Consider the following 23,833-nt stretch of genomic DNA (forward strand, 5'->3'; position numbering starts at 1 on the left):
CGCCGGGTAGGCCTACCGGCGCAGCTGGCCGTCGCCGGTGACCACGTACTTCGTCGAGGTCAGCTCCGGCAGCCCCATCGGCCCGCGGGCGTGCAGCTTCTGGGTGGAGATGCCGATCTCCGCGCCGAAGCCGAACTGCCCGCCGTCGGTGAACCGGGTCGACGCGTTCACCATCACCGCCGCCGCGTCGACCCGGGCGACGAACTCCCGGGCGGCGCTCGCCGAGTCGGTGACGATCGCCTCGGTGTGCCCGGTGCCGTACCGCTTGATGTGCGCCACCGCCGCGTCGAGCGAGCCGACGACGGCGACCGAGATGTCGGCCGACAGGTACTCGGTGGCGAAGTCGTCGTCGGTGGCCGGCACCACGTCGGCCGAGAACGCGGCGACCTCCGGGGTGCCGTGCACGGTCACCCCGGCGTCACGCAACGCCGCCAGCATCTTCGGCAGGAACGCCGCCGCCACGTCCACGTGCACCAGCAGCGACTCGGCGGTGTTGCAGGTCGACAGCCGCTGCGTCTTCGAGTTGACCGCCACGGCGAGGGCCTTGTCCAGGTCGGCGGCGGCGTCGACGTACACGTGGCAGTTGCCGACCCCGGTCTCGATCACCGGCACCGTCGACTCCTCGACCACGGTGCGGATCAGGTCCGCCCCACCGCGCGGGATCAGCACGTCGACCAGGCCGCGGGCCCGCATCAGCTCCTTGACCGAGTCGCGCGACGAGGCGTCCAGCAGCTGCACCGCGTCCGCCGGCAGTCCGACGCCGACCAGCGCGTCCCGCAGCACCTCGACCAGGATCGCGTTGGACCGGGCCGCCGACGACGAGCCGCGCAGCAGCGCCGCGTTACCCGACTTCAGGCAGATCCCGGCGGCGTCGACGGTCACGTTCGGCCGCGCCTCGTAGATGATGCCGACCACCCCGAACGGCACCCGCACCTGCCGCAGCTCCAGCCCGTTCGGCAGGGTCGAGCCGCGCACCACCTCACCGACCGGGTCGGCCAGCCCGGCCATCTCCCGCAACGCCTGCGCCATGTCGGCGATCCGCTGGTCGTTGAGGGCGAGGCGGTCCAACAGCGCCGTCGACAGGCCGCCGGCCCGTCCGGCCGCCAGGTCGGCCGCGTTCGCGGCCACGATCTCGGCGGTACGGGCGACGAGCGCATCGGCCATCGCCAGCAACCCGGCGTCCTTGGCCGCCCGGGTCGCGGTGACCAGCTCGTCGGCGGCCAACCGCGCCCGGCGGCCCTGCTCGGTCACGCTCACGGTCATCGTCGTCGTCTCCTCAACTGTTCTGCTACAGCAGTACCAGGTCGTCGCGGTGCACGACCTCCCGCTCGTATCCTGGCCCCAGGGCCGCGGCCAGCTCACCGGTGGACCGACCCAACAGTGTCGGCAGCTCCACCGCGTCGTAGTTGACCAGCCCACGGGCCACCGGCGCGCCCGCCGCGTCGACCAGGTCGACCGGGTCACCGGCGGTAAACGTACCGTCGACGGCGGTGATCCCGGCCGGCAGCAGCGACTTGCGGCGGGCCACCACCGCCTGCACCGCGCCGGGGTCCAGGTGCAGCCGGCCCCGGGGCGCGGTGGCGTGCGCCAGCCAGAACAGCCGGGCGGCGGGCCGGCGCTCCACCCGGTGGAACAGGGTGCCGACCGCTGCACCGCGCAAAGCTTCGGCGGCGAGTGGGGCGGCGGTCAGCACCACCGGGACACCGAAGCCGGTGGCGATCCGGGCCGCCTCCACCTTGGTGACCATGCCGCCGGTGCCGACCCCGGCCCGCCCGGCCCTGCCGATCGCCACCCCGGCCAGGTCGGCGGCGTCGCGCACCTCGGTGATCCGTTCACTGGCCGGTTTCGCCGGGTCGCCGGTGTAGAGGGCGTCGACGTCGGAGAGCAGCACCAGCAGATCGGCGTGGACCAGGGCGGCGACCAGGGCCGCCAGCCGGTCGTTGTCGCCGAACCGGATCTCGTCGGTGGCGACGGTGTCGTTCTCGTTGACGATCGGGATCGCGCCCAGGTCCAGCAGCTTGCGCAACGTCCGGTACGCGTTGCGGTAGTGCACCCGCCGGGTCACGTCGTCGACTGTCAGCAGCACCTGGCCGGTCGTCAGACCGTGCCGGGCCAGGCTGGCGGCGTACCTGCCGATCAGCAGCCCCTGCCCGACGCTGGCCGCCGCCTGCTGGGTGGCCAGGTCACGCGGGCGTCGGGTCAGCCCGAGCGGTGCGAGCCCGGCCGCGATCGCCCCGGAGGAGACGAGCACGACCTCCTTGCCCTGCTTCGTCAGGGCGGCGAGGACGTCGACCAGGGCGTCGACCCGGTCGCCGTCCAGACCGCCCTCCGCTGTGGTGAGGGAGGAGGAACCGATCTTGACGACGACCCGCTTCGCCTGGGTAACTGCGGCACGCACCCGCCCATTGTGCGTGCCGGCGTGCGCGTCGTCGGCGCGAGATCTCATATCGTGGCGTGCGTGACCCCGCAGGAGTACGTCGAGGAAGTGCTGGCGCTCGTCGAACGCATCCCACCCGGGCGGGTCATGTCGTACGGCGCGGTCGCCGACGCCCTGGCCGAGACGAGCGGGCGGGCCTCCGCCCGCCTGATCGGGAACATCATGTCGCGCCATGGCTCCGCCGTCCCGTGGTACCGGGTGGTTTCCTCGGCCGGCCGGCTGCCGCCGGGGCACGAAACCCGGGCTCAGGCGTTGCTGCGCGCCGAAGGATGCCCGTTGAAGGGCGACGGCGTCGACATGAGGGCCGCCGCCTGGTACCCGGACACATCAAGGTGAGGCTCAGGCACGTCGTTCCCGCCTAGCCCGCTCGTGGCGGATACGTCGTCAGCCCGAGCGCCGTCGCCAGCCGGGCGACGCCGGCGACCTGCGGCCCGCACCGGGCGACCTCAGCCACGACGGTACGCACAAAAGGTCGGCAGCGGAGCTCCGCTGGTGCGACGCGGTCGGCTTCGACCAGCCACCGCCCCGCCCCGGTGAAGTCACCGCCGTCGAGGCACGCCCGTGCCCGTTCCAACGCTCCATCGCCGACCTACGCCCCGAAGGCGTGCGGGTCATCTCCGGCCCAGACGACGACTGGACACCACACCCACCGGGCACCGGCACCGACAGGCGCGCCGACTTCCCCCGGCGGTTGGCGTTCCTCACCGCTAGGACAATGCGCCAGCGACGGAGCGATTCATAGCAGCTCAGGCGACGGCTGCCACTTGCTGGCGTGCCACGCAGATGCCGCTGAGGCGTCGCCATCGCTCCGGACCGTTGCGTGATGGCATCCGGGTCTCCAGCGGTGGCGATCTCGGACGGGGCGGATCTGAGAGACTCAGCTACCGGTTGAAGGGTTGCAAGCCGGAGCCATTTGCCGTACACATGTTCGAGTAATTGGTGTGATCGCTCGGGAAGGGGTGCCGTGGCAGACCGCAGCGCGATTGAGTGGACCGGGGCCACCTGGAATCCCACGACCGGTTGTGATCGGATCTCGCAAGGATGCGACAACTGCTATGCCCTGAGCTTGGCAAAGCGGCTCAAGGCGATGGGCTCACTGAAGTACCAGACCGACGGCGACCCTCAGACGTCCGGCCCAGGCTTCGGCGTAGCGATCCACGAAGACACTCTTGACACTCCTCTTCGATGGCGGGAACCCAGAATCGTCTTCGTAAACTCAATGAGTGACCTTTTTCACGCTCGCGTACCTACCAGCTTCGTCGCAAGAGTGTTTGCGACGATGGTCGCGACGCCGCAGCACACCTATCAAGTTCTTACGAAACGGGCAACGCGGCTCGCGCGGCTCGCGCCAGACTTGCCTTGGCCGACGAACGTCTGGATGGGAGTCAGCGTCGAAGACGAGTCCCAAGCTAGACGCATCGAACACCTTCGCAACGTACCTGCCGCCGTGCGGTTCATCTCGGCCGAACCACTCCTCGGACCGCTCGACAAGATAGACTTTACCGGAATTGACTGGGTGATTGGCGGCGGCGAGTCAGGCCCACGTGCGCGACCGATGAATCCGGAGTGGATACGTAGCATCCGCGACTCCTGCATTGATGCGAAAGTTGCGTTTTTTTTCAAACAGTGGGGCGGACGCAGCCCGAAGGCAGGGGGGCGCGTGCTGGATGGCCAAACCTGGGACCAAATGCCCGATAACAGGCGATCTGCAGACTCATTGGCCACCGCTACATAGGTCAGCGAAAACCGTAAGGAGGACGCGGCGGCTCCGGATCGTAGACCTTCTTATCATCCATCTCTCCGGCTGTCACCATATCAGGAGCAATATCAAAGAGACCCGATTTCCCTTGATCCTTCGCACGCTTATCACGGCGGAGCGCTAGGGCATGCTGACGCATTGCCTGATGCTCACTCATTGCCTTACCGTACAGATGCCGCATGATGCGGTCACCAGCATCGTGATCGGTTACAAAAATCATGTCGTATATATCCTGACCACCGGTGTTCTTCATCGTGAAGCCGTATGATTTTCGGTAACCCAGCACGGTCTCCAGACGCCACCGAACCAAGTTGACCCACTCGTCTCGCGCTTGGGCTGCGTCTAGGCGCCCGTCACGCCGAGCCTGCGCAATCGGCACCCATTCCTCGCTACCCAGCATCTCCGATAAAGTATCACCGTACTGCGCATTCATGTCTCGACCATGTATATTCAGACCGCGTGGGTACATCCCGGTAGCAAACAAAATCCACATTTCCGCCTTCGTCTTGGCTCGCCTGAATCGCGCGATCTGCTCCAGCGTCGACCACTTGACTTCCGAATCAAACTGGTCAACGAATGCGAACGTTGGCGCCCAAGCAACCGGCCGGAGCTCTTGAAGTGCCGCCGAAACCATGACATTGCAGTCTTTGTCGTACACCTTGATTCCTGCCCGGTCTGGATACACGGACCGGACGGCCTTCTCCAGACGCCGGGCCTTCTCGTCAAGCTCAAATAGACAGACTCGCGTGAAGGGAGGATCAACGGACAAAGCGCGGCGCGCTGATCCCAAGATCATTTCGTCGGTCTCTCTGGCGACGTTCTCGGGCCACCCAGCGAACAGGTCAAGGTAGATCCGCTCATCGGCCTTTTTTGATGCGGTTGCGAAGCTTGCCAGGTAATCTTCCAAGATCTGCAGCTTGTGCCTCGTCCACCAGCCCCACTTCTTGGCTGCCATCCACGACTCCTCGCACAACGAAGGGTGACCGTCCGAGTCTTGAAGAGTAAGGCTCGCATGGACTCGCCGTAAAGGGGTGAACACGTAGTTGGCGAACAATCGAGCTACAAGACTTGGCAATGACAGCAAGATCACTATGTCGAGGCGCCACCGTCAACATCTCTTGAACTGGAACTTAGCAAGATCACGTAATCACGATCTTGATTCTGTGTTGGTCGGCAGTTGGCCCGTGACTACGAACGCCGCCTGGCGGTGTCGGAAGCGATGATCCGGTAGGCGGCGATCAACCAGATGGTGCGCCGGTTCACTCGCGGCGGACCCGCTCGCCGTCAGCGACGTCAAACCTTCGCCTGGCCCGACTGACACCCCATGTCGAACACCCTTTAGCTGGACGTTTGCCTCATCTTCGCGCCGGTAGCGGCCGATGCATCTGCCGGCCCCGGCGGCGGGGATGGCGACCCAACCGCCGGGTCTGTGATCATGTCGGGGTGATCGCAGTGCAGTTCGACACGCCCGTTGACGCGCCACCGCAGGTGATCGGGTTCGAGTTGGGGCACATCAGCCTGGTTTGGGACGGCGGGGCCCACCGTTCCCGCCAGCTCGGCTCGCGTGGATTGTCGATGGTGTACCTCGTCGCCGCAGACATGCTCAACGGCGTCGTGACCCTGTTGGCGCACCCGGACGCCAGCTACATGTTGACCAGCACCGCCAGTGGCTGGGGTTTCGCCGTACGCCGTACCCGCCGTCATGGTCTGCGGCTGAGCACGCCCGCCGGCCGACCGCTGTGTCGGGTGTCCGAGGCTAACTACGCGGCGGCGGTCTGGCGCGGCACCGACGCGTTGCTGGCTGCGGGCACGCCGATCGACGGTGGACCCCTGGCCGATCTGCAGAGCGCGATCGCCGCTTTCCCGGACGTCTTCCAACGCTGACGCCACGGACGACCACGTGCCTGGCTCACTCCGCCGGTATGGCCGCCGTCGGAGCGGTGCCGCCACCGGTCCGCACCGCGACGACGGCAACGGTCGTACCTGACATCGTCACGCTGCCGCCGGCCTCGTCGACGGCAGGTCCGACACCGTCCAACACCGCTGCCTGTCCGTCCGGTGCGAGCCGGGTGAGAAGGCCCTGGGTCAGCATGAGGTCGAACAGCTCGTCGCGGGTGTACGGCTGCGTCCAGTCGAAGCGCATCTGCTCGGGGATGCTGAACCCACCTACCTCATGAATGCCGTCGGCGGCTCTGGTCAACAGCGGCTGGTACGCGTCCACACCCTGCTTGTCTGGCTCGAAGGCGACCGGCGAGTCGGGCACCACCCGCCGGTAGGCGGCGGCGAAGGCTTCCGCCACGAGGGGCGGGAGCTGGAACACATGCCAGAACGGTGCCAGCAGGCCACCGGTGCGCAGGACCCGGGCGGCTTTGATCGCTCCAGCGATCGGGTCGACCCAGTGCCAGGCCGTTCCGGCGATGACGGCGTCGAAGGTCCGTCCTGCGGCCTGCCACCTTTCGAACGTCGCCACCTCGACCTCGACGCCGGCGCGCCGCGCGAAGTCCGCCATTCGCGGGTCGGGTTCGACCCCGAGCACCGTGCAGCCGGCTTGCTGAAACTGTCGGGCTTCGATGCCGGTGCCGCAGCCTACGTTCAACAACTCGGATCCCGGACTGACGGTGACGATCCGCCGGACCAGAGAGGCGGGGTAGCGAGGCCTGGCCCGGTCGTAGCGCGGTGCGTCGACGCCGAACGATTCGGCGACGCCCCTGGCAAGATGAGGATCCGGTGGCCGACCGGACGGTGGAGTGGGCATGCGCCCACTCTAGTGGGCAATCGCCCACTGCAGTGGCCGACAGACGAGCGGAGGATCGCACAGTGCCGACCGGTGTCGCCATCCGCGACGCGCGCGAGCAGTTGTTCGACGCCGCCGAACGCGTCCTGCTCCAAGCTGGGCCAAGTGGGCTGACGAGCCGGGCGGTCACCACCGAGGCGGGGGTCGCCAAGGGCGTCCTGCACCGCTACTTCACCGACTTCGACACCTTCCTCACCGAGTTCGTGCTGGACCGGATGGCCCGGATCGACACCCAGGCCGCCGCCCTGCAGCAGACAGCCGGGACCGGCACCGTCGCCGGCAACCTGACCGGGCTGCTCACCGAATTGTTTGGATCGGTGACCTTGGCCCTGATCAGTCTCATCGTCTCCCGCGACGAGCTCCGCAGACGGTTGCGGCAGGCCAGACCGGACCCACGACTGCCGATCCTCTCGGATGCCACTTCCATGATCGCGTCCTATCTGACCACCGAGCGCGACCTCGGCCGGATCGCGGTCGACGCCGACATCGACGCGCTCGCGCCGATACTGGCAGGGACCGGACATCTGCTCTTCGCTGACCGGGAGAGCAACCCACCGGACGCACCGGCGGTGCGCAAGGTCGTCTCCGTCGCCCTCGACAGCGCCCGCCGCACGGGCCCATCGCGTTGACGATCGCCGCTTGACCTTGTCGTAGCGGCAACGTTTCTACTGGTGGCATGCGGATCGGCGAGCTTGCCGCGCTGGTCGGGGTCTCCACCCGGACCGTGCGCCACTACCACCATCTCGGGTTGCTGCCCGAGCCGGAGCGGCTGTCCAACGGCTACCGGGAATACCGGCTGCGGGATGCGGTGGCCCTGGCCCGGGTACGCCGGTTGAGCGAGTTGGGGCTCTCGCTCGACGAGATCCGTGACGTGCTCGCCGACGACCGGGGCCGGGAGCTGCGCGAGGTGCTCACCGAGCTGGACGCCGACCTGGCCCGCCAGCAGGCAGCGATCGCCAGCAGGCGGCAGCGGCTCGCCGTACTGCTGGCCGCCGACGAGTCCGTCGACGAGCTGGACGCCGATGCCACGGTGTCCGAGGAGATGGCGGCGGTGCTGCGTCAACTGCCGACCGACGGATCGGCGTTCGCCGCCATTGACCGCGAGATGCTGGCGCTGCTGGACACCGGGACCGGATCAGCGGGGTGAGTTCAGCGCGCTGTTCCAGCCGCTGACCGAGCCGGCGATGTCGGCTCGTACGCAGGAGTTCTACCGACGGCTCGACGAGATCGCCGACGCCGACGCGGCCGACGCACGTGGCGTCACTCGCCGCCGACCTGGAGGGCTTCCTGCCGGCCGAGATGACCGACGTCATCGTCACGAACGCTGGCAACGTAGCAGGTACCCAGTTGCTGACTGCCATCACCGGGGAGCTCTCCCCCGCCCAGGCCGAGGTGTTCCGGCTGCTCCTCGCCCGGCTGCGAGGCCAGCGATGACGGCGCGGTCGGGCAGCGGGGCGCCGGCCGGGACCTGCGGCGGGACACCCGTGGAGCAGGTGGTCGAGCTGGCCGAGCCGCTGCGCGGCGACGCCGGTCAGCCGAGCAGCTGTTCCGAACGCTCCCACAGCCGACGGGCGAGATCAGGGTCGTACGCCTGGGAGTTGACGCGCTTGGCGGGCCGGCGCGTTTCGTAGTAGCGGCCGGGCTCCCAGTCGAGGCCGGGCCGGCTGGTGGCCAGCCACACCAACTGGTCGGCGCCCTTCTCCGGGGTGGTCAGCATGGCCCGGGTGACCGGGTTGGTGGTGATGAACCGCATCAGCCGGCTCGCCGACTGGGTCCCAAAGCTGGTCGCGACGTTGCCCGGGTGGAACGCGGCGGCGGCGATGCCGTCGGCGTGGTACCGGCGGTGCAGTTCCGTGGTGAACAGGATGTTCTCCAGTTTGGCGGCGCTGTAGGCGCGTACCGGGTCGAAGTTTCGGTCGAGGTTGAGGTCATCGACGTCGATCTTGCCCGCCAGCCGCGCGCCGACGCTCGACGTCTGAATCACGGTGGCCCGTGACGCGGTCAGCTTGTCGATGAGCAGCCGGGTCAGCAGGAACGGTGACAGGTGGTTGATCTGGAAGGTCAGCTCGAATCCGTCGGTCGTCTTGGTCGGGTCGCCGAAGACGCCGCCGGCGTTGTTGGCGAGCACGTCGATTCGCGGGTACGCAGCGTCAAGCTCGGCGGCGAGCTTGCGTACCTCGTCGAGGCGGGCGAAGTCGGCGAGGAAGTGCTCCGCGCCGATCTCGCGGGCAACGGCCTCGGTCTTGTGCGGGGAACGCCCGACGACGACCACCCGGTGGCCGGCGTCGTGCAGCTGACGGGCGGCCGCGGCACCGATGCCGTCGCTGGATCCGGTAATGACGATCACCTTGGTCATGGCGACACTGTACGCCGAAACTGTCAGCTACTGTCAACTGCGACGGCCGATGCTAGGCTGACCACATCATGACTGGAAAGCAGCCAACCCTGCGCGAACGCACCCGCCGGGCCGTGCAGCGCGACATCGCCGACGCGGCGCTGCAGCTCTTCGTCTCCCGGGGCTACGACGCCACCACGATCGACGACATCGCCGCGGCCGTCGGCATGTCCCAGCGCAGCGTCTTCCGCTACTTCGCGACGAAGGAGGACATCGTCGTCGGCAAGTTCGACCTCGGCGCCGACGACATGCTCGACAACCTGCGCGAACGCCCCGCTGACGAACCCGTCTGGACCTCGCTACGCCGGCTGTTCGACATCGTGGACACCACGGACCAGCAGCAGGTCAGCAAGCCCGTCCAGCGGGTGATCCTGGAGACGCCTGCGCTGCTCGCCGTCTATCTGCGCAAGCTGCAGAGCATGCAGCACGCCGTCGTCGCGGTGCTACGGGAGCGGGCGGCGGCGGCCGGCGGCCCGTACGCCGCCGACGATCCGACGCCCGGGGCGCTCGCCGCCGCCGCCTTCGGCTGCCTGGTCGCGGCACAGCACGCCTGGCTGGCGTCCACGACCGAGGACTCACTCGCCGACTACGTCGACCGGGCGATGGCGGCCCTCGGCCCCCGGTCCGGGTGACGCCTCACCGCCTGCGGGCACGCCGGGTCACTTCCAGCGAAAGTGGACGAACAGTCGGCCGAAGTTCTTCGAGTCCTTCTCCACCCGGTGGTAGAGCTGCTTGACGTCCTTCTGGTCGAGGAACCGCAGCACCCGCTTCTTCAGCTGGCCGGAGCCCTTGCCCGGGATGATCTCGACGAGGGTGGCCTTCTTGGCCACCGCCTCGTCGATGACACCCCGCAACGCCCGATCGATGTCCTGGCCACGGTTGTAGATGTCGTGCAGGTCCAGTTTGATCTTCACGACGCCCTTCCGTTGACCTTCGCCTCGACCCGGCGCAGCGCGGCCAGGTAGTCGGAATGCTCGGAGCGCATGGCGGCGGCGAGCCGCAGGTGCCGCAGCGCCTGCGACGGCCGGCCGAGCCGTTCCAGGGTACGGCCCAGCACGTGGTGGGCGTAGTGGTCGCTCGGGTCGCGGTCGATCAGCTCGCGCAACTGCTCCTCGGCCCGACCGAGCTGCGCCGACTTGAAGTAGGAGCGGGCCAGCAGCTGGCGGACCGCCGAGTTGTCGGGCTCGGCGGCGATGATCGGCTCCAGCAGCCGGGCCGCCCCGGACGGGTCGCCGGACTCGAAGTACAGGTTCGCCCGGCGGTACTCCTCCAACAGATCCATGGCCGCCCCACCTTCCCGGTCGCGATCACCGACAACCTTGACGCTGGCACAACCACCGGCGGAATGCGACTGTTCCCGTACCGGACATCCGCCGGTCACCCAGTCAGTTTCCGGATGATCCGCCACAGACCAGTCAGATCTGGAGCGGTCTCAGGGTCTGATCAGCGTCCAGGCCCGTACGCCACCGACGATGCCGGCCGTGTTCGGCACCACCACCACGTCGTCGCCCATCCGGGCCACCTGCTCGGGCCGGATCAGCCGCGAGTTGCCGCCGCCAAGGTAGAGCCGGTCCCAGCAGAACACCGGTCGCAGACCGTCGACGACGCCGCGTACCCGCCGGGACCAGAACGCGTCGCCGAGCCGGCGGCGTTCGTGCTCGCCGACGTAGGTGTCGTAGCTCTGCCCCCAGCGCACCGGCGCCTGGGACAGCTCCAGGTGCGGAGCGAGCCGGCCGCCGTCGAACAGCGCGCAGCCGAGCCCGGTGCCGAGGGTGAGGACCAGTTCGCAGCCGGTGCCGGCGACCACTCCGGCGCCGTGCACCTCGGCGTCGTTGAGCACCAGCACCGGCAGGTCGAAGGCAGCGCCGAGCGCCGTACGGGCGTCGAAGCCGGACCATTCGGCGAACAATGTCGGGTCGACCTTGGTTCGCGGACCGGCCTTCGTCACGTAGTGCGGGGTGGCGACCACCACGCCGTGCCGGATCATGCCGGGCATTCCGACGGTGACCCGGTCGGCCGCCGGTAGCTGGTCGCGCAACTCGCGCAGGGTGTCGACGAAGCGCTTCGGCGGCAGCGGGTACGGGGTCGGCACCCGCAGCGGCCGGGCCCGCATGGTGCCGGCCTCGTCGAGTACGGACGCCTTGATGCCGCCGCCGCCGCAGTCGATCGCCAGCGTGGAAATCATCAGCACAGTGTGCCGGGCAGCGGCTAGTATCGCCGGGCCATGAGCGCCACACTGATCGCCAGGGACCTGTCCGCCGGGCACGGTGACCGGCAGCTCTTCACCGGGCTGGACCTCGTCGTCGCGCCCGGCGACGTGATCGGGCTGGTCGGCGCGAACGGTGCCGGCAAGTCGACGCTGCTGCGGATCCTGGCCGGGGTGGATACGCCCGAGTCGGGCACGGTCACCCGCACCCCGCCGACCGCCACCGTCGGGCTGCTGCCGCAGGAGCCGCAGCGCCGGCCGGGTGAGTCGGTACGCGACTACCTGGCCCGCCGGACCGGGGTGGCGGCGGCGCAGCAGGCGATGGACGCCGCCGCCGAGGCCCTCGCGGCCGGCCAGCCCGGCGCCGACGACAGCTACGCGGTGGCGCTGGAACGCTGGCTGGATCTCGGCGGCGCCGACCTGGCCGAACGCGCCGAGCAGGTGGTGGCCGACCTGGGTCTGACGGTGGCGTTGGATCAGCCGACGACGGCGCTCTCCGGCGGCCAGGCGGCCCGCGCCCAGCTCGCCTCACTGCTGCTCAGCCGGTACGACGTGGTGCTGCTCGACGAGCCGACCAACGATCTGGACCTGGCCGGGCTGGCCCGGCTGGAGCAGTTCGTCGCCGGGCTGCGCGCCGGCGCCGTGCTGGTGTCGCACGACCGGGAGTTCCTGGCCCGTACGGTGCACCGGGTGGTCGAGCTGGACCTGGCCCAGCAGCAGGTCAACCACTACGGCGGCGGGTACGAGGCGTACCTGGCCGAGCGGGAGGTGGCCCGCCGGCACGCCCGGGAGGCGTACGAGGAGTACGCCGACACCCGGGCCGGGCTGCAGGCCCGCGCCCGTACTCAGCGGGCCTGGATGGACAAGGGCGTACGTAACGCCCGGCGCAAGGCCACCGACAACGACAAGTTCATCCCCCACTTCCGGGGCGAGACAGCCGAGAAGCAGGCGGCGAAGGCGCGGCAGACCGAGCGGATGATCGAGCGGCTGGAGACCGTCGAGGAGCCGCGCAAGGAGTGGGAGCTGCGGATGGAGATCGCCGCCGCGCCCCGGGCCGGCGCGGTGGTCGCGGTGCTGCGCGATGCGGTGGTACGCCGAGGCGGGTTCACCCTCGGCCCGGTGGATCTGCAGATCGACTGGGCGGACCGGGTGGCGATCACCGGGCCGAACGGGTCCGGCAAGTCGACGCTGCTCGGTGCGCTGCTGGGGCGGCTGCCGCTGGATTCGGGCGAGTCGTGGCTCGGCCCCGGGGTGGTGGTCGGCGAGATCGACCAGGCCCGCCAGTTGTTCCTGCGCGACGAGCCGGTGCTGGACGCGTTCCGGGCGGCGGCCGACCTGGCACCCGCCGAGGCCCGTACGGTGCTGGCGAAGTTCGGACTGCGGGCCGACCATGTGCTGCGGCCGGCGGCCACCCTGTCGCCGGGCGAGCGGACCCGTACGGCGTTGGCGTTGCTGCAGACGCGCGGGGTGAACCTGCTGGTCCTCGACGAGCCGACGAATCATCTGGATCTGCCGGCGATCGAGCAGTTGGAGTCGGCGCTGGCGTCGTTCACCGGCACGTTGCTGCTGGTCACGCACGACCGGCGGATGTTGGAGTCGGTGCGGCTGACCCGGCGGATCACGCTGGACCGTGACGGCCCCGCGTTCCGGTCGCTGCTGGACCTGTCCCTCGACTAGGGGCAGGACCAGGGGGTACGACCAGGTTGCGGGGCCGCCGCCGGTCGATCCGGGTCAGCGGCGGTCGCCGCCGGCACTCCGGCTCAGCGTCGGTCGTCGTCCGGTGTCGGTTGCGGCAGTTGCTGGTAGATGTCCGGGATTCCGTCGCCGTCGCGGTCCTGCCGTTCCTGTTCGGAGATCCGCCGGTAGACCTTGTTTCGCCGGCCGAGAACGATGGCGGCGAGCAGCGCCGCGGTCAGCGAGCCGATCAGGACGGCCGCCTTGACGTGGGCGTCGCGGTCACTGCCGGCACCGAACGCCAACTCGCCGATCAGCAGCGAGACGGTGAACCCGATACCGGCCAGCAGGGACACCCCGAGCAGGTCGACCCATTTCAGCCCGCCCAGGTCGGCGCGGGTGAAGCGGGTCATCAGCCCGGTGGCGCCCAGGATGCCGATCGTCTTGCCGAGGACCAGACCGGCGATCACGCCGATCGCCACCGGATCGGTCAGCACCGAACCGATGCCGCCGTCACGCAGCGACACCCCGGCGGCGAAGAAGGCGAAGACCGGCACGGCGAAGCCGGCGGAGACCGGCCGCCACCGGTGTTCGAAGTGCTCGGCCATGCCGTGCTGCTCGCCCTTGCGGGGCAGCACCGGCACCATGAAGCCGAGCAGTACGCCGGCGATGGTGGCGTGTACGCCGGAGGCGTGCATCAGCGTCCAGGTGATGGCGGCCAGCGGGATCAGCGCCCACCACCAGGTCCTGCCGAACCGCAGCAGCAGCGCGAAGGCGAGCAGCGGCAGCAGTGAACCGGCCAGGGCCAGGAAGTTGACCTGTTCGGTGTAGAAGAACGCGATGATGGTGATCGCCAGCAGGTCGTCGACGACGGCCAGGGTGAGCAGGAAGGCGCGCAGGCCCTGCGGCAGGTGGGAGCCGATGACGGCGAGCACGGCGAGGGCGAACGCGATGTCGGTGGCGGTGGGGATCGCCCAGCCGCGCAGCGCGCTGTCGCCGGTGTTGAGGTTGATCAGTACGTAGATGAGCGCCGGCATGGCCATGCCGCCGATCGCGGCGATCACCGGCAGCGCGGCCCGGCGTGGGCTGCGCAGTTCACCGGCGACGAATTCGCGTTTGAGTTCCAGACCGACCACGAAGAAGAAGATCGCCAACAGGCCGTCCGCTGCCCAGTGCGCCAGGTCGACGTCCAGGTGCAGCGGTGCCCCACCGGGCCAGGGCACGAACTGGCCCAGGTCGGTGTAGGCGTCGCCCCACGGGGAGTTGGCCCAGATCAGCGCGATGACCGCGCCGAGCAGCAGCAGCCCGCCGCCGACGGTCTCGGTGCGGAGCACGTCGCCGATGAACTTGGCTTCCGCCCAGGAGGAGAGCTGGAACGGACGCCGGGACTCCGGCGGCCTGGTTGAGTCCGACTTTTCACTCGATCCGGACTTGTCGCCGGATCCGGAAGCCTTGGTGGGGGTCGGGTCGGTCATGTAGAGAACTCCACCTCCACGTACGTGCAGCAGGTACAGCGACGCCGGTCCTGGTTGACCGGCGCGTCGATGATGATCACACTATCCGTTCCGGCGCGGTTACCGAAGGTCTCCGGTTGGCGACGCCGGCGCCGGGCAACCTCCGGCACCGGTTGTGCCGTACCCCGATTCTTCCAAGGTCATGTCGCGCTGACCAGCAAGTGCGGGGTCTCTCACCGACCCCGTCCGGTGCCGCAGCCAGAGTTCGAGCTGCAGCAACGTGTAGATCTCGCCGGCGTGGTCGAGCCCGGCCTGGTGCTCGTCGAGCAGCCGGCGGACCGCAGCCGGCTGGAACAGGCCACGGTCCTGGAAGGTCCGGTCGGTGAGCAGGTCCCGGGCGAGTTCGCGCAGCTCGGCCCGCAGCCAGCTGGCCAGCGGTGGCCGGGCGTCCACCGGATCGGACATGACCACCCGGCCCGGCAACCAGCCGGCCGCCGCCCGCCGCGCCAGGTTCCGCCGCCGCCCCGGCACCTTCCACGATGCCGGCAGGCCGGCCACCCACTCGAGCAGCCGGTGGTCGAGTAACGGGGCCTGCAGCCGGAGTCCCGCGCCGGCCGACACGGTCGACCACCGGGCGAGTACGTCGCCGGGCAGGTATCCGAGCAGGTCCGCATCGGTCATCCGGGCCGCCTGGGAGTCCCCTGACGAGGCGAGGTACGCCGCCTCGGCCAGCAGGCCGCTGTCCACGTCGGCGAGTTCGTCGCGCAGCCGCGCCGTGTAGAGGGCGTTCTTCTGCTCGGCGCTGCACTCGGCGACGATCCGCGCGTACCGGGTCGGTGGTGGGCAGCCGGCGACCTCCAGCAGCCGGCCGAACCGGCGTACCGGGGTCCCGGCCATGCTCCGCCGCACCAGGGCGGCGCCGGCCCGCTGCAACCCGGGCAGTCCGGCCGACCGCTGCGGCCAGCCGTTCAGCCAGCCGAGCAGCAGATGGTGCGGGAACCCGCCGTACAGCAGGGCACCGCCGAGGCCGCAGAACGCCTCCGCCCGCCGCACCCCGGCGTACCTGGCGACCAGGTAGGCGGGGATCGCGGCCGGGCTGGCGAACGGTTCGTCGAACAGGCCGGCGATCTGCTGCGGTACGGCCGGGTCGAGCCCGGTCACCAGATACTCCTGGTGCTCGGTGCCGAGCGCCCGGGCGACGGTCCGCGCCGCCGCCCGCTGGTCGAGCCGGGGTTCGCCGAACCCGACCGAACAGGTCTGTGCCCTGACGCTGGTGCTGCGGGTCACGGCGGCCGCGACCAGCGTGGCGCTGATCCCGCCGGAGAGCAGCACCTGCGGCGACCCGGTGGCCGGCAGCCGGGAGCGCACGGCGTCGACCAGCCGCCCGCGTAGCTGCTCGGCGGCCTGGTCGATACCCGGCGTCGTCGGCCCGGCAGCGCCGTCGAGTGTCCAGTAGCGACGGGTGGTGACCCGCCCGTCCGCCCAGATCAGCGACGTGCCCGGGGGAAGCTTGCGGATGCCGGCGTAAATCGTCCACGGCGCGGGGACGTAGCGGTAGGTCAGATAGTGGTGCAGTGCGACCGGGTCGAGCTCCTGGCTGGTACGGGGATCGGCCAGCAACGCCCGCAGCTGCGAGGCGAAGGTCAGCCGGCCACCGCTGAGCCGCCAGTACAGCGTCCGCTCTCCGGTCCGGTCGGCCGCGAGCATCAGCTGGTTCCGGTCGCGGTCCCAGACCGCGATCGCGAAGTCGCCGGTCAGCCTGGGGACAGCCGCCGTACCGTGCCGCCGGTACAGGTCGAGCAGGTCGGGTTGGGCAGTGCAGCTGACCGCGACCGCGTCCGCCGTGGCCGCGTAGTACGGCGACCGACCCGCGTAGTACGGCGACTGGGTCGCGGCCCGGTCGCCGTCGAACCAGCAGGCGACGATCGCCGCTCGGTCGTCCAGGTAGCGACCGGTCCGCTGAAGGTCATGCGGGGTGCAGGCCAGGGCGAGATGGTCGGCGCTCTGACTACGACCGCCGGCCTCACTGACGATACCGACTATTGCTGACATAGCGTGACGCTAACCTCAGCTCGTCGCGGCGGGTGCCGAGTTGTCGATCCGGCCCCACCGACGACGCCTGGTAGCCGGGAGCCCGTCTTGGTTTTCGCCGATTGGCGTCATAGATCCGTAATGTCTGGTTAGCCTGGATCTCTCAGCGATCGAGCCAGAGGTGATCACATTGACCGGACGACCTGACGGTCAGGGCAATCCGGCACCGGCCCCGGAGAACTGGGCCGACCTGCCCGCGTACGACCAGGGACGGCACCGCCACACCACGGCGGACGACGACTGGGCCGAGTCACACCAGTGGACCATCGACCAGCAGCACGACCAGTGGGCTACGACCGACCAGGCGTACGACCACTGGGCGACCACCGACCAGACACAGTGGTCCGACCGGCGGCCTGCGAGTTCCGCGACCAGCCCGGTGGCGTTGACCCGATCGAGCGCCGGCAGTGGCCAGCACCGTCGGCCACCGGCCCGGCACGGTCGACGCAGGCTGCGCCGCATCGCCCTGCTCGGCATCACCGGCCTGGTGGTCGCCGCCCTCGCCGGGGTGGCCGGGGTGGCCGCCGTCAGCCACTACTACCTCGGCGAGATCAAGCGGATCCCCGACCCGTTCGCCGCCATACCGGCCGATCAGCGTCCGGCACCGACGGCAGAAGGGCTGACCGTGCTGCTCGCCGGCGTCGACAGCCTGGCCTCCAGCGCCACCGGCGCGGACTCCCCCGCCGGGCCGTACGGGCGGACCGACTCGCTGATGGTGGTCCGGATCACCGCCGACCGGGAACGGGCGTACGTCGTCTCCATCCCCCGCGACTCGTGGGTGCCGGTCCCCGGGCACGGCAACGTCAAGATCAATTCCGCGTACGCGCTCGGTGGCGCCAGCCTCGCCGTACGGACCGTCGAGAACGTGACCGGGCTGCGCATCGACCACGTCGCCCTGATCGACCTCGTCGGGCTGCAGGACCTGACCGACGCGGTCGGTGGGGTGACCGTCGAGATCCCGGCCGGGACGCCCGGACCGAGCCTGCAGTCCAGCTGGCCCGCCGGACCGCAGCGGCTCAACGGCGAGCAGGCCGTCAAGTACGTACGCCAGCGCTACGGCCTGCCGGAGGGCGACTTCGACCGGATGCGCCGACACCAGAACTACCTGCGCGCGCTGCTCGACGAGACCCTCGACCGGGACACCCTGACCAGCCCGCGACAGCTCGGCGCGCTGCTCGACGCGATCACCACGACCGTCACCGTCGACGACGGCCTGACCAACGACAAGCTCCGGCAGCTCTCCTTCGACCTGCGCAAGATCCGCAACGACGTTCGGTTCGTCACCGCGCCGGTGGCGAACACCGGGTTCGTCGGCGACCAGTGGGTGATGTGGCTGGACACCGATCGCGGCGTCGACTTCTGGACCGCCGTACGCGACGACACCTTGGAGCAGTACATCGAGCGGTACGGCGCCGAGCAGCTCGACTCGGTCGTCGTCCGCTGACCGGCCGACCCACCGTCGGCCGACCCCACCTACACCCGGGTCGTCTCGCCTGACGGACGGGCCGCTGGTGCCCGGTTCGACCACCACCGGGCCAGGGCCGCGCAGACGATCAACTGGATCTGGTGGAAGATCATCAGCGGCAGGACCAGTAGGCCGAGCAGTTGCGGGCTGAACAGCACGGCCGCCATCGGCAAACCGGTGGCCAGGCTCTTCTTGGCACCGCAGAAGACCGTCGCAGCCCGGTCGGCGTGGTCGAAGCCGAGTAGCCGGGTGACGCCGAAGAGCAACCCCATCACCACCGCCAGCAGGGCACCGACGGTGGCCCCGAGGACCAGCAGCTGGCTGACGGCGATCTGCTGCCAGATCCCGGCGACCACCCCGGCACTGAACGCGGTGTAGACCACCAGCAGGATCGAGCCCCGGTCGACCACCGAGGTCAGGCTCTTGTGCCGGCTGATCCAGTCGGCGGTCCACCGCCGGGACAACTGACCGGCGACGAACGGCAGCAGCAGCTGCCCGACGATCGAGCCGATCGAACCGGCGGTCAGCCGCAGGTCACCGGTGTTCTGCATGAGCAGCACGGCGAGCAGCGGGGTGAGCGCGACCCCGACGATGTTGGAGAACGACGCGCTGAACACGGCGGCCGGCACGTTGCCCCGGGCGATCGAGGTGAACGCGATCGACGACTGCACCGTCGAGGGGACCACGCAGAGGAAGAGGACTCCCTGGTAGAGGTCGGCCGGCAGCAGTTGCGGGCTGATCACCGCGACGGCCAGGCCGAGCAGCGGAAAGACCACGAAGGTGGTGCTCAGCACCACGGTGTGCAGGCGCCAGTGCCGGGCACCGGCGAGCGCCGCGGCCGGGGCGATCCTGGCCCCGTGCAGGAAGAACAGCAGGGCGATGCCGACGCTGGCGACGACGCCGGCGACCGAGGCGGCGGTACCGCGGACCGGGAGCAGCGCGGCCAGCGCCACGACGGCGAACAGCATCGCGATGAACGGATCGATGATCAGCCAGCGGGGCCAGCGCATCCGGGTACTCCAGGTGACGGGGGTGGTCCACCCATTCTGGGCGGCCGGACGATCAGCGGGAAAGCTGATCACCGCGCTGACTGTCATCGCGTACCGCGATAAGCTTGAAGCTGTGTACGAGCCTGTCCAGCTGCGCAGCTTCCTGGCGGTGAGCCAGTTGCTCAGCTTCACCCGGGCCGCCGAGCGGCTCGGTCTGCGGCAGTCCACGGTCAGCGCGCATGTGCGGCGGCTGGAGGAGGCGGCCGGGCGGCCGCTGCTGCTGCGCGACACGCACACCGTGCAGCTGACCGTGGACGGCGAAGCGATGATCAGCTTCGCCCGGGACATTCTCGACGCGCACGACCGGGCCCGCCGGCATTTCAGCACCACGGTCGTACGCGGCAAGCTGCGGCTCGGTGTCTCCGAGGACCTGATCTCCAGCTACTTGCCGGACGTGCTGCAGACCTTCCGCCGCCGCAACCCGCTGGTCGACGTCGAGTTGACCGTGGCGCTGAGCGGCACACTGCACCAGTTGCTGGACGCCCGAGCACTCGATCTGGTCTTCGCCAAACGCCTGGCGGGTCAGTCCCGGGGCAGCCTGGTCTGGCGTGACCGGCTGGTCTGGCTGGGCGCGGCGGACCAACCGGCACCGCTGCGGCGCGCCGCCGGGGAACCGGTGCCGCTGGTGGTCTACCCACCGCCGAGCATCTCCCGGGCGCAGGCACTCGCCGCGCTCTCGTCCGCCGGCCAGCCCTGGCGGATCGCCTGCACCAGCGGCAGCCTCGGCGGGTTGGTGGCCGCCACCCGTGCCGGCCTCGGCCTGCTGCCGCACTCGGCCCGGTTGGTGCCGGCCGGCCTGACCCCGGTGGCGCCGGCCGATCTGCCGCCGCTGGGCGAGGTGGAGTTCATCCTGCTGTCCCGTCCGGACGCCGACCCGGCGGTGGCGGCGGCGGTCAGTGAGGCGGTCGGGGCCGCCGGTCGGCCGACCGCCGGTGGCCGGGGACGGACTCCGCGTACCGCCGGCTGACCCCGGCCCGGGACCGCAGGTCGACGGGATCTTGCCGCAAGTGGAAGTCGAATCTTGCAGCCTGGTCGCAGACCGCCAACCGACGTAGCTCAGGTTTACGGCCGAAACAAGCTGTTCACAGCGAGACGTCTGGTTGTTACCCTCACCACACGACTGAAAGTGCTTGCGATCCTTGCAACTTCTTTCAGGAGCCTGGTACCTGCCTCCTCGCAGGCACGCCATCACCAGCATTGGAGCGCTGATGTCCGTACCCGGATCGACCGTGTCCAGACCGATGGCCACCGCCGCAGCGGCCGTCCTCGGGATCCCGCTGGCCGTCGCCCTGACCGCGCCCGCCACCGCCACGACCCCGGCCCCGACCACCGCCACGACCCACGCAGCGACCCCGGCCACGACCGCCAATGCGACCGCCGCCGTCGGCAACGGCGACGCGATCGTGCACCTGTTCCAGTGGCGGTGGGACTCCATCGCCGAAGAGTGCGAGACCACGCTCGGACCGGACGGCTGGGGCGGGGTCCAGGTCTCCCCGCCGCAGGAACACGTGGTGCTGCCCAGCGCCGAAGGCGCCAGCTATCCGTGGTGGCAGGACTACCAGCCGGTCTCGTACCGGATCGACCAGACCCGGCGCGGGGACCGGGCCGACTTCGTCGACATGGTCGAACGCTGCCGGGACCAGGGCGTCAAGATCTACGTCGACATGGTGCTCAACCACATGAGCGGCACCGGATCGGTCGGCAGCGGGCCGGGTAGCGCCGGCACCGTCTACAGCAAGTACGGCTATCCCGACCTGTTCGGCGACGGCTCCGGAGACAGCTACGGCTACGCCGACTTCGGCCCCTGCTACCGCACCATCAGCGACTGGGGCAGCAAGACCGAGGTGCAGGACTGCGAACTGCTCGACCTGGCCGACCTCAACACCGCCAACCCGGAGGTACGCCGCAAGATCGCCAAGTACATGAACTCGGTGATCGCCCTCGGCGTCGCCGGGTTCCGGGTGGACGCCGCCAAACACGTCCAGGAAGCCCACCTGGCGGACATCATCTCCCGGCTCGACGACGTGCCCGGCTTCGGCGGCCGGCCCGATCTGTTCCACGAGGTGTACGGCGACGGCACCGTTCCGTACACCGCGTACGCACCGTACGGCAAGGTCACCAACTTCGACTACCAGCGGGCGGTCTCCGCGGCGTTCCGCGACGGCAACATCGCCCAGCTGGCCAGCCTGCCGGACTACGGCGGGCTGACCGGCGACCAGGCGGTCGTCTTCATCGACAACCACGACACCCAGCGGGCCACCCCGACGCTCACCTACCAGGACGGCGACCGCTACTACCTGGCCGACGCGTTCATGCTGGCCCACCCGTACGGGACCCCGCAGTTGATGTCCAGCTACGCCTTTGGCCCGGTGGTCGCCCAGGGCCCGCCCAGCACCGGCGACGGCACCACGCTGCCGACCGACTGCGCCAGCGCCGAGTGGATCTGCGAGCACCGCGACGAGCAGGTCGCCGGCATGGTCAGCTTCCGCAACGCCACCGCCGGCACCGGCATCGGCGGCGGCGTCACCGACGGCAACGGCCGGTTCGGCTTCGCCCGCGCCGACCGCGGGTACGCCGCGTTCAACGCGACCGGCAGCACCTGGAGCCGCAGCTTCACCACCGGCCTGCCGGACGGCTGGTACTGCAACGTGGCCCGGGGCACCTACCGGGCGGACAGTGGCACCTGCACCGGCGGCACGATCGCCGTCACCGACGGCGGCTTCCACGCCGACATCCCGGCGAACCGGGCGGTGGCTCTGCACGTCGCGGCACGGCTCGACTGCACCGACCCGACCGGCTGCCCCCCGGTCGACCCGCCCCCGGGCGACGGCACCCCGGTAACGGTGACCGTGCAGACCACGCCCGGCCAGCAGGTACGGGTGGTCGGCTCGCTGCCCGAACTCGGCTCCTGGGACCCTGCCGACGCGGCACCGCTGGGCACCGACGCGGCCAGCTACCCGACCTGGACCGGCTCCGTCGACGTCCCGGACGGTACGGCGTTCGAGTGGAAACTGGTCAAGGTGGCGTCGGACGGCGCGGTCGAGTGGGAAGCTGGCGCGAACCGCAGCGGCGTCGGCGGCACCCCGCTCACCGCCACCTGGGGCCAGCCCGGCTCCGGCGGAGAGCAGCCGGGCACCGTCGCGGTCACCTTCGACGTCACCGCGACCACCTGGTACGGACAGGACGTCCTGGTCGTCGGCTCGGTCCCGGCGCTGGGCTCGTGGGACCCGACCCGGGCGGTCGCCCTCGCTGCGGACGACTACCCGCTCTGGTCGGGCAGCGTCACGCTGCCGGCCGGTGAGTCCTTCGAGTACAAGTACGTGAAACGGGCGCCGGACGGCACCGTCGACTGGGAGTCGGGCGGCAACCGCAGCGCCACCCCGGCCGGCGACGCGACAACCCTCACCGACACCTGGCGGTGACCCACGGTGTGTACGGCGGACCGGCTGCGCCCGATCCGCCGTACACCCGGTGGCCGAGCTGATAGCGTCGGCCCAGGTGGACGGACCGGCTGCGGACGCCTGCCGTTCGGGAGGTCACCGGTGCGGATCGGGCCGCGGGTAGCAACCGTCGTAGTCAACTACCGGTACTACGACGACACTGTCCGTTGCCTCACCTCGTTGCAGGCCAGTGACACCGCCGACCAGCGGGTGATCGTTGTCGACAACACCGAGCGGGAGCACCACGGGCCCGATCTCACCGACCTGCTGGATCCGGCCGTGGAGGTCGTCTCGGCCGGTGACAACGTCGGCTTCGCCGCCGGCTGCAACATCGGGATCCGGGCCGCACTGGCGTCGTCCGCCGAGTTCGTCTGGCTGCTCAACCCGGATGCGGTCGTCAGCGCGCAGACGTTGACCCGCCTGCTGCGCACCGCCGAGGAGCACCCGGACGCCGGAATTGTCGGCAGCCGCATCCTCGACGGCGGACACCCGGCCCGCATCCTGTTCAACGGCGGCGTGATCAAGGGCCACGGGTCCACGTACCACGCCGACGCCGGGGTGTTCGATCCGTCCGTGCCGGACGGGACGGTACGCGACGTCGACTACGTCACCGGCGCGTGTTTCCTGATCCGCCGGGAGACGTTACGCCAGATCGGCCTGCTCTCCGAGGACTACTTCCTCTACTACGAGGAGACCGACTACTGCCTGCGTGCCCAGCAGGCCGGCTGGCGCACCGTCCTCGCGCCCTACTCCCGGGTGTGGCACTACAAACGGTCGGCCGGCAGGTACCCGCCGCCGTACTACGTCTACTACATGTGCCGGAACCGGTTGCACTTCAGCAAGCGGTTCTTCACCGCCCCGCTGAGCGAAATCGAGTCGGAGCTCGAGGCGTTCGTCACCTGTTGGCTCCGGCAGGTCGCCACCCATGCCCCGCAGTTGCGCGGCGGCTACGAAAAGCTCGTCGAACTGGCTCTCGCCGACGGCCGGGACGGTCGACTCGGCCGCCGCGACGACATCGACGCACTCGTCTCGGGCTAGCCGCAGACGGGCGGTTCGCTAACCGGGTCGG

Annotated in this window: 24 protein-coding genes; 12 read left to right on the forward strand and 12 right to left on the reverse strand. The window is 69.8% G+C overall.

Going from position 1 to position 23,833, the window contains the following annotated elements; all coding sequences use genetic code 11:
- Positions 1-12 precede the first annotated feature (12 nt).
- Positions 13-1,257, reverse strand: coding sequence for a glutamate-5-semialdehyde dehydrogenase (locus ACFHWT_RS03070; protein WP_416593154.1), 1,245 nt, complete (start codon positions 1,255-1,257; stop codon positions 13-15).
- Positions 1,258-1,288: 31 nt separating this feature from the next.
- The gene (gene proB / locus ACFHWT_RS03075) at positions 1,289-2,398 is read right to left on the reverse strand and encodes a glutamate 5-kinase (RefSeq protein ID WP_416593028.1); all 1,110 of its coding nucleotides are present in this window, start codon (positions 2,396-2,398) and stop codon (positions 1,289-1,291) included.
- A 60-nt stretch (positions 2,399-2,458) separates the two neighbouring features.
- On the opposite strand from proB, the gene ACFHWT_RS03080 reads away from it, so the two are divergent.
- Positions 2,459-2,773, forward strand: coding sequence for an MGMT family protein (locus ACFHWT_RS03080; protein ID WP_416593029.1), 315 nt, complete (start codon positions 2,459-2,461; stop codon positions 2,771-2,773).
- Between the two features lie 22 nt (positions 2,774-2,795).
- On the opposite strand, the gene ACFHWT_RS03085 is transcribed toward ACFHWT_RS03080, so the two are convergent.
- Entirely contained in the window at positions 2,796-3,011 is a 216-nt protein-coding gene (locus tag ACFHWT_RS03085; RefSeq protein ID WP_416593030.1) for a hypothetical protein, read from the reverse strand.
- Between the two features lie 390 nt (positions 3,012-3,401).
- On the opposite strand from ACFHWT_RS03085, the gene ACFHWT_RS03090 reads away from it, so the two are divergent.
- The gene (locus ACFHWT_RS03090) at positions 3,402-4,172 is read left to right on the forward strand and encodes a DUF5131 family protein (RefSeq protein ID WP_416593031.1); all 771 of its coding nucleotides are present in this window, start codon (positions 3,402-3,404) and stop codon (positions 4,170-4,172) included.
- 1 nt (position 4,173) lies between these two features.
- On the opposite strand, the gene tcmP is transcribed toward ACFHWT_RS03090, so the two are convergent.
- Positions 4,174-5,151, reverse strand: a complete 978-nt coding sequence (gene tcmP, locus ACFHWT_RS03095; protein WP_416593032.1) for a three-Cys-motif partner protein TcmP — start codon at positions 5,149-5,151, stop codon at positions 4,174-4,176.
- A 488-nt stretch (positions 5,152-5,639) separates the two neighbouring features.
- On the opposite strand from tcmP, the gene ACFHWT_RS03100 reads away from it, so the two are divergent.
- Complete coding sequence (locus ACFHWT_RS03100) at positions 5,640-6,080, forward strand: hypothetical protein (protein WP_416593033.1); 441 nt, start codon at positions 5,640-5,642, stop codon at positions 6,078-6,080.
- Positions 6,081-6,105: 25 nt separating this feature from the next.
- Here the strand turns inward: ACFHWT_RS03100 and ACFHWT_RS03105 are convergent, their stop codons facing one another.
- A complete protein-coding gene (locus tag ACFHWT_RS03105) occupies positions 6,106-6,951 on the reverse strand; it encodes a class I SAM-dependent methyltransferase (RefSeq protein ID WP_416593034.1) in 846 nt (281 codons plus the stop codon).
- A gap of 62 nt (positions 6,952-7,013) precedes the next feature.
- Between ACFHWT_RS03105 and ACFHWT_RS03110 the strand changes: the two genes are divergently transcribed.
- From ACFHWT_RS03110 to ACFHWT_RS03120, 3 genes are all read left to right on the forward strand, one after another.
- Positions 7,014-7,619, forward strand: coding sequence for a TetR/AcrR family transcriptional regulator (locus ACFHWT_RS03110; RefSeq protein WP_416593035.1), 606 nt, complete (start codon positions 7,014-7,016; stop codon positions 7,617-7,619).
- Between the two features lie 47 nt (positions 7,620-7,666).
- Entirely contained in the window at positions 7,667-8,137 is a 471-nt protein-coding gene (locus ACFHWT_RS03115) for a MerR family transcriptional regulator (protein WP_416593036.1), read from the forward strand.
- Positions 8,138-8,244: 107 nt separating this feature from the next.
- Entirely contained in the window at positions 8,245-8,424 is a 180-nt protein-coding gene (locus ACFHWT_RS03120; RefSeq protein WP_416593037.1) for a hypothetical protein, read from the forward strand.
- A gap of 97 nt (positions 8,425-8,521) precedes the next feature.
- Here ACFHWT_RS03120 and ACFHWT_RS03125 read toward each other — a convergent pair whose 3' ends face one another.
- The gene (locus ACFHWT_RS03125) at positions 8,522-9,346 is read right to left on the reverse strand and encodes an SDR family NAD(P)-dependent oxidoreductase (protein ID WP_416593038.1); all 825 of its coding nucleotides are present in this window, start codon (positions 9,344-9,346) and stop codon (positions 8,522-8,524) included.
- Positions 9,347-9,414: 68 nt separating this feature from the next.
- Here ACFHWT_RS03125 and ACFHWT_RS03130 point away from each other — a divergent pair, with 68 nt between their 5' ends.
- Complete coding sequence (locus ACFHWT_RS03130) at positions 9,415-10,017, forward strand: TetR/AcrR family transcriptional regulator (RefSeq protein ID WP_416593039.1); 603 nt, start codon at positions 9,415-9,417, stop codon at positions 10,015-10,017.
- A 27-nt stretch (positions 10,018-10,044) separates the two neighbouring features.
- Here ACFHWT_RS03130 and ACFHWT_RS03135 read toward each other — a convergent pair whose 3' ends face one another.
- The 3 genes from ACFHWT_RS03135 to ACFHWT_RS03145 all read right to left on the reverse strand — a co-directional run bounded on the left by ACFHWT_RS03135 (position 10,045) and on the right by ACFHWT_RS03145 (position 11,570).
- A complete protein-coding gene (locus tag ACFHWT_RS03135) occupies positions 10,045-10,299 on the reverse strand; it encodes a Smr/MutS family protein (RefSeq protein WP_123606272.1) in 255 nt (84 codons plus the stop codon).
- Positions 10,296-10,667 (reverse strand): tetratricopeptide repeat protein, encoded by a 372-nt coding sequence (locus tag ACFHWT_RS03140; protein WP_123607363.1) that lies wholly within the window; start codon positions 10,665-10,667, stop codon positions 10,296-10,298. Before ACFHWT_RS03140 ends, ACFHWT_RS03135 begins: the two co-directional genes overlap by 4 nt.
- A 150-nt stretch (positions 10,668-10,817) precedes the next feature.
- Complete coding sequence (locus tag ACFHWT_RS03145) at positions 10,818-11,570, reverse strand: ROK family protein (protein WP_416593040.1); 753 nt, start codon at positions 11,568-11,570, stop codon at positions 10,818-10,820.
- A gap of 39 nt (positions 11,571-11,609) precedes the next feature.
- Here ACFHWT_RS03145 and ACFHWT_RS03150 point away from each other — a divergent pair, with 39 nt between their 5' ends.
- Positions 11,610-13,268 carry an ABC-F family ATP-binding cassette domain-containing protein gene (locus ACFHWT_RS03150; protein WP_416593041.1) on the forward strand — a complete coding sequence of 553 codons (1,659 nt, stop codon included), beginning with the start codon at positions 11,610-11,612 and terminating at the stop codon, positions 13,266-13,268.
- An 83-nt stretch (positions 13,269-13,351) separates the two neighbouring features.
- On the opposite strand, the gene nhaA is transcribed toward ACFHWT_RS03150, so the two are convergent.
- Both nhaA and ACFHWT_RS03160 read right to left on the reverse strand, forming a co-directional pair.
- Positions 13,352-14,740: a Na+/H+ antiporter NhaA gene (gene nhaA / locus ACFHWT_RS03155; protein ID WP_416593042.1), complete on the reverse strand. Its 1,389-nt coding sequence runs from the start codon at positions 14,738-14,740 to the stop codon at positions 13,352-13,354.
- Positions 14,741-14,839: 99 nt separating this feature from the next.
- Positions 14,840-16,771 (reverse strand): asparagine synthetase B family protein, encoded by a 1,932-nt coding sequence (locus tag ACFHWT_RS03160; RefSeq protein ID WP_416593043.1) that lies wholly within the window; start codon positions 16,769-16,771, stop codon positions 14,840-14,842.
- Positions 16,772-16,940: 169 nt separating this feature from the next.
- Here ACFHWT_RS03160 and ACFHWT_RS03165 point away from each other — a divergent pair, with 169 nt between their 5' ends.
- Positions 16,941-18,254, forward strand: a complete 1,314-nt coding sequence (locus ACFHWT_RS03165; protein ID WP_416593044.1) for an LCP family protein — start codon at positions 16,941-16,943, stop codon at positions 18,252-18,254.
- Positions 18,255-18,283: 29 nt separating this feature from the next.
- Here ACFHWT_RS03165 and ACFHWT_RS03170 read toward each other — a convergent pair whose 3' ends face one another.
- Positions 18,284-19,285 carry a bile acid:sodium symporter family protein gene (locus tag ACFHWT_RS03170; protein WP_416593045.1) on the reverse strand — a complete coding sequence of 334 codons (1,002 nt, stop codon included), beginning with the start codon at positions 19,283-19,285 and terminating at the stop codon, positions 18,284-18,286.
- A 112-nt stretch (positions 19,286-19,397) separates the two neighbouring features.
- Here ACFHWT_RS03170 and ACFHWT_RS03175 point away from each other — a divergent pair, with 112 nt between their 5' ends.
- The 3 genes from ACFHWT_RS03175 (at position 19,398) to ACFHWT_RS03185 (ending at position 23,802) form a co-directional block, all read left to right on the forward strand.
- Complete coding sequence (locus ACFHWT_RS03175) at positions 19,398-20,291, forward strand: LysR family transcriptional regulator (protein WP_416593046.1); 894 nt, start codon at positions 19,398-19,400, stop codon at positions 20,289-20,291.
- 262 nt (positions 20,292-20,553) lie between these two features.
- Complete coding sequence (locus tag ACFHWT_RS03180; RefSeq protein ID WP_416593047.1) at positions 20,554-22,746, forward strand: carbohydrate-binding module family 20 domain-containing protein; 2,193 nt, start codon at positions 20,554-20,556, stop codon at positions 22,744-22,746.
- A gap of 120 nt (positions 22,747-22,866) precedes the next feature.
- A complete protein-coding gene (locus ACFHWT_RS03185) occupies positions 22,867-23,802 on the forward strand; it encodes a glycosyltransferase family 2 protein (RefSeq protein WP_416593048.1) in 936 nt (311 codons plus the stop codon).
- The last annotated feature ends 31 nt before the right edge of the window (positions 23,803-23,833 follow it).

This window comes from Micromonospora sp. LOL_021 (assembly GCF_048060215.1).
GTDB lineage: Bacteria > Actinomycetota > Actinomycetes > Mycobacteriales > Micromonosporaceae > Micromonospora_E.

Coding starts and splice junctions, on each gene's coding strand:
- ACFHWT_RS03105 (WP_416593034.1), bottom strand. CDS start 6,951: ATGCCCACTCCACCGTCCGGTCGGCCACCGGATCCTCATCTTGCCAGG.
- ACFHWT_RS03170 (WP_416593045.1), bottom strand. CDS start 19,285: ATGCGCTGGCCCCGCTGGCTGATCATCGATCCGTTCATCGCGATGCTG.
- ACFHWT_RS03130 (WP_416593039.1), top strand. CDS start 9,415: ATGACTGGAAAGCAGCCAACCCTGCGCGAACGCACCCGCCGGGCCGTG.
- ACFHWT_RS03140 (WP_123607363.1), bottom strand. CDS start 10,667: ATGGATCTGTTGGAGGAGTACCGCCGGGCGAACCTGTACTTCGAGTCC.
- tcmP (WP_416593032.1), bottom strand. CDS start 5,151: ATGGCAGCCAAGAAGTGGGGCTGGTGGACGAGGCACAAGCTGCAGATC.
- ACFHWT_RS03160 (WP_416593043.1), bottom strand. CDS start 16,771: ATGTCAGCAATAGTCGGTATCGTCAGTGAGGCCGGCGGTCGTAGTCAG.
- ACFHWT_RS03115 (WP_416593036.1), top strand. CDS start 7,667: ATGCGGATCGGCGAGCTTGCCGCGCTGGTCGGGGTCTCCACCCGGACC.
- ACFHWT_RS03125 (WP_416593038.1), bottom strand. CDS start 9,346: ATGACCAAGGTGATCGTCATTACCGGATCCAGCGACGGCATCGGTGCC.
- ACFHWT_RS03150 (WP_416593041.1), top strand. CDS start 11,610: ATGAGCGCCACACTGATCGCCAGGGACCTGTCCGCCGGGCACGGTGAC.
- nhaA (WP_416593042.1), bottom strand. CDS start 14,740: ATGACCGACCCGACCCCCACCAAGGCTTCCGGATCCGGCGACAAGTCC.
- ACFHWT_RS03145 (WP_416593040.1), bottom strand. CDS start 11,570: ATGATTTCCACGCTGGCGATCGACTGCGGCGGCGGCGGCATCAAGGCG.